5 protein-coding genes and 1 pseudogene are annotated in these 4,249 nt (G+C 58.6%); 1 reads left to right on the top strand and 5 read right to left on the bottom strand.

Features of this window, described 5'->3' with window-relative positions; genetic code table 11:
- Both AAAB16_RS11015 and puuE read right to left on the bottom strand, forming a co-directional pair.
- A pseudogene (locus AAAB16_RS11015) lies at positions 1 to 111 on the bottom strand (OHCU decarboxylase); the annotation flags it as partial.
- The gene (gene puuE, locus AAAB16_RS11010) at positions 108 to 1,034 is read right to left on the bottom strand and encodes an allantoinase PuuE (RefSeq protein WP_340663350.1); all 927 of its coding nucleotides are present in this window, start codon (positions 1,032 to 1,034) and stop codon (positions 108 to 110) included. The pseudogene AAAB16_RS11015 and the gene puuE, both read right to left, overlap by 4 nt.
- Positions 1,035 to 1,444: 410 nt before the next feature.
- Between puuE and uraH the strand changes: the two genes are divergently transcribed.
- Entirely contained in the window at positions 1,445 to 1,798 is a 354-nt protein-coding gene (gene uraH / locus AAAB16_RS11005; RefSeq protein WP_340663349.1) for a hydroxyisourate hydrolase, read from the top strand.
- Between the two features lie 57 nt (positions 1,799 to 1,855).
- On the opposite strand, the gene AAAB16_RS11000 is transcribed toward uraH, so the two are convergent.
- The 3 genes from AAAB16_RS11000 to AAAB16_RS10990 form a co-directional block, all read right to left on the bottom strand.
- Positions 1,856 to 2,485, bottom strand: coding sequence for a LysE family translocator (locus AAAB16_RS11000; RefSeq protein ID WP_340663348.1), 630 nt, complete (start codon positions 2,483 to 2,485; stop codon positions 1,856 to 1,858).
- Positions 2,486 to 2,623: 138 nt separating this feature from the next.
- Positions 2,624 to 3,967 (bottom strand): NCS2 family permease, encoded by a 1,344-nt coding sequence (locus AAAB16_RS10995; protein ID WP_340663347.1) that lies wholly within the window; start codon positions 3,965 to 3,967, stop codon positions 2,624 to 2,626.
- A 51-nt stretch (positions 3,968 to 4,018) separates the two neighbouring features.
- A partial coding sequence (locus tag AAAB16_RS10990) for a hypothetical protein (protein WP_340663346.1) occupies positions 4,019 to 4,249 on the bottom strand: 231 nt, incomplete at its 5' end.

The raw sequence follows: 4,249 nt of genomic DNA, 5'->3' as shown, positions 1-4,249 counted from the left end.
GTCATAGGCCTTCTCGGCCACCCATGGCGAATGTTCGTAGATGTCGGCGAAGGCAGCGACAAACGCGTCGCGGCTCAGGGTCGAGGGCTTCAGGGTTTGGAAGTGGCTCATTTCGCGGCCCCTTGATACGGGTGGGTTTCGTGCCAGTGGCGAGCGATGTCGACGCGACGGCTGAACCACACCTGTTCATGACTTTTAGCGTATTCGATAAAGCGCTTGAGCGAGGCCAGACGCGCTGGACGGCCAATCAGGCGGCAGTGCAGACCGATCGACAGCATCTTCGGCGCTTCGGCACCTTCGGCGTACAGCACATCGAATGCGTCTTTGAGGTATTCTAAGAAGTCGTCGCCCTTGTTGAAACCCTGGACCTGGGTGAAGCGCATGTCGTTGGTGTCCAGGGTGTACGGGATCACCAGGTGCGGCTTGCCGGTCGGGTTGTTCGGTTCCCAGTAGGGCAGGTCGTCGTCGTAGGTGTCGCAGTCGTAGAGGAAACCGCCTTCCTCCATCACCAGGCGACGGGTGTTCGGACCGGTGCGGCCGGTGTACCAGCCCAGTGGGCGCTCGCCGGTGAGTTCGGTGAGGATGCGGATCGCTTCGAGCATGTGCTCGCGTTCCTGCGCTTCGTCCATGTACTGGTAGTCGATCCAGCGGTAGCCGTGGCTGCAGATCTCGTGGCCGGCATCGACCATGGCGCGGATCACGTCCGGGTGACGCTGGGCGGCCATGGCCACGGCGAAGATGGTCAGCGGAATGTCGAACTCCTTGAACAGCTTCAGGATCCGCCACACGCCGGCACGGCTGCCATACTCGTAAAGCGATTCCATGCTCATGTTGCGCGCGCCTTGCAGCGGCTGGGCAGACACCATTTCCGAGAGGAAGGCTTCGGATTCTTTGTCGCCGTGCAGGATGTTGCGCTCGCCGCCTTCTTCGTAATTGAGTACGAACGACAGGGCTATGCGGGCATTGCCCGGCCAGTGTGGATGAGGAGGGTTACTGCCGTAACCGATCAGGTCGCGAGGGTAGTCAGCGCTCACTGCAGTTTTCCTTCTTATGAATGGTGCGGCCGCTGCAATTGCCAGGGTAAGGCGGTTGGCGACCGTGATGGGGTGATTGTATACAAAGTGATAGGTGTTTTGTAAATGGAAAATTTCACTGTTTTTTCCATTTACTGATGACCAGAGAGATTAGCTCAGCGCCCGCGCTTGGCCATTGCGCGAGCCATTGTGGTGCATAAGCGCTAATCACGCGCAGTGACTGTGCAGGTGCTGGGAGCGGATGTTGTTGTTGGTGATTGTGTACAATTTTTAACTGGAATGTCTCGAAATAGCAGGGCCGCATGCTATGCTCCAGCCGCGCCCCAGGAAATGCCTGGCCAGGCGTAACGAATTCAATCACTGCATAGAGGAGGCGTGGCGCCTGCGCCCAGCGCAGTTGCCCGAAACCGATGGGACGTTTAACCACGCATGTTTTGGACGCCGCGCACGGCTGCCCCGGAAGCAATATCAAGGTCGAGTTGTATCGGGTTGAAGGCACTGCCGTCGAACTGCTCAACACCCTGTACACCAATGACGACGGTCGTTGCGACACGCCGGTTTTGCAGGGCGATGGCTACACCACAGGTGTTTACCAACTGCAGTTTTCCGCTGGCGACTACTACCGCGCCCGCGGCGTGCAGCTGCCGGCCCAGGCCTTTCTGGATGTGGTGGTGCTGCGCTTTGGCATCAGCGCCGAGCAGGAGCACTACCATGTGCCGCTGCTGATTTCGCCGTATAGCTATTCGACCTACCGCGGCAGCTAGGCCGCTTGCGGCGCCGGTCTGCCCGGCGCCGTGTCTTTGCTTCTATCGACTCAACCGTTAGCGACTCAACAGCGACGCCGTGCCGGCCCCGGCAAACAGCGCGGCGCTGATGCGGTTAAACCACACCTGGCCTTTACCGGAGCGCAGAAACTTCGCTGCCCCGCGTGCGCCCAAGCCGTAGAACAGCTTGCAGCCCAAATCCAGAATCGCCCAGGTGGCGATCATCACCATCAACTGCTTGAGAATCGGCTGCTCGGCGCTGATGAACTGCGGCAAAAAGGCGGCAAAAAACAGGATGTCTTTCGGGTTACTGGCGCCCAGGCCAAAGGCCTTGAGAAACATCGCCCGCCAGCTTGGCGGCGTAAGCGCCTCTTCCTCTGGCCGCACCGGTTTGGCTGTCTGACGCGACTCCTGCCAGCTCTGGTAGGCGAGGTAAAACAGGTACAGCGCGCCGACGATTTTCAGCACGCTAAACAGCGTGGCCGACGCCAGCAGCAGGGCGCCCAAGCCCAGGGCCGAAGCGCTTAACAAACAGATCGAGGCACTGACCCCGCCGAGAAACGCCGGTGCCGAGCGGCGCAGGCCGTAGTTCAAGCTGTTACTGACCATCAGCAAGGACAGCGGGCCGGGGATAAAAATCACGATCAGCGCCGCACTGCTAAACAGCAGCCAGGTTTCAAAATTCATACAGGCCTCTTGGTAAATGCAGAAAGCCCCGGCGCGAACGCCGAGGCTTGGTGTTGCTCACGTCGGTTGGGTTGAGTACCGCAGAGCCCAACTGGTTCCGCGGTGGGGCAATGCAACCGACGAGGACTGGCGCAAAGATTACAAGAAGGCGAATTTCGCCGCGCAAATAATCGACAGCACATACAGGCTTGGGGTGATTTCTTTGTGCTTGCCGGTGGCCAGTTTCAGCACCACAAAGGTAATAAAGCCCATGGCCAGACCGTCGGTGACGGAGAAGGTCAGCGGCATCATCACCACGGTGATAATCGCCGGAATGGTGTTGGTGTGGTCTTCCCAGTCGATATGCGCCATGCCGCTCATCATCAGCATGGCTACATAGATAAGCGCACCTGCAGTGGCGTAGGCGGGAATCATGCCGGCCAGCGGGGCGAAGAACATCGCGGCAATAAACAGCACGCCCACGGTAACGGCGGTCAACCCGGTACGGCCACCGGAGGCCACGCCCGCCGCGCTTTCTACGTAACTGGTTACCGGTGGGCAACCCACCAGGGCACCAAAGGCGCTGGAGGTGCTGTCGGCTTTCATTGCCTTGCTGAGGTTTTCGATATGGCCGTTTTCATCCACCAGGCCGGCGCGTTGGGCAACGCCCATCAAGGTGCCGGCGGTGTCGAACATATGCACAAACAGGAAGGCCAGCACCACGCTGATCATGCCGACGTTCATGGCGCCGGAAACATCCATGGCCAGCCAGGTGGGCGCCAGGCTCGGTGGCATGGAAAAGATGCCGCCGAACTGTACTTCGCCCAGGCCCCAACCGATCAGGGTAACGGTGAGGATGCTGATCAGAATGCCGCCAAATACGCGGTGGTATTCCAGCACGGCAATCATCAAGAAGCAGATGGCCGCTAGCAGCGGGCCGGCGCTGGTCAGGTCGCCCATCTTGATCAAGGTGGCGGGGCTGGCGACCACGATGCCAGCGGTTTTCAAGCCAATCAGGCCGAGAAACAAACCGACCCCGGCACCCATGGCAAAGCGCAGGCTGGCCGGGATGCTGTTGAGCAGCCATTCGCGGATACGCGAGAAGGTGAGGAACATAAACAAGATGCCGGAGAGAAACACCGCGCCCAGCGCGATCTGCCAGCTGTAGCCCATGGTGCCGACCACGGTGTAGGTAAAGAACGCGTTCAAGCCCATGCCTGGCGCCAGGCCCACTGGCCAGTTGGCGTAAAGGCCCATCAGGAAGCAACCAAACGCAGCGGCGATGCAGGTGGCGACAAAGGCCGCACCGTGATCGATACCGGCGTCGGCCATGATATTGGGGTTAACGAAGATGATGTACGCCATGGTGATAAAGGTGGTGAGGCCGGCGGCGAGCTCGGTCTTTACCGTGGTGCCGTGCAGGGACAGCTTGAATAGCCGTTCCAGCAGGCCTTTGCGCGCAGGCGTGGCCGCATAGAGTTGTTCTTGTTTGGTGCTTTCCACAGCGGGGTACTCCTCATTTCTCTTGTTTTTATTGACTCAGTGGTCAGGAAGTCACACTGGCGCGATTATGCGTTTGTATACAAAAAAAGCAATTAATGTTTTAACTGTTGCTGAAATTGCTCTTATCGATTGTTTGCAGCGGGATAAGCAAATTGTATGCGACAGTTTGGCTGGCTTATTTTTATTAAAGCTATTTGAATCAATAAGATAGGTTTTGCTACTGCTTGGAGTGGGGCGGCCGATATGGCCAGACGGGTACGCGATCGGTGTGTTGAAACGGCC

It is taken from the genome of Pseudomonas sp. (assembly GCF_037994325.1).
Classification (GTDB): Bacteria; Pseudomonadota; Gammaproteobacteria; order Pseudomonadales; family Pseudomonadaceae; genus Aquipseudomonas.
This window is presented reverse-complemented; position numbering and strand designations above follow the sequence as displayed.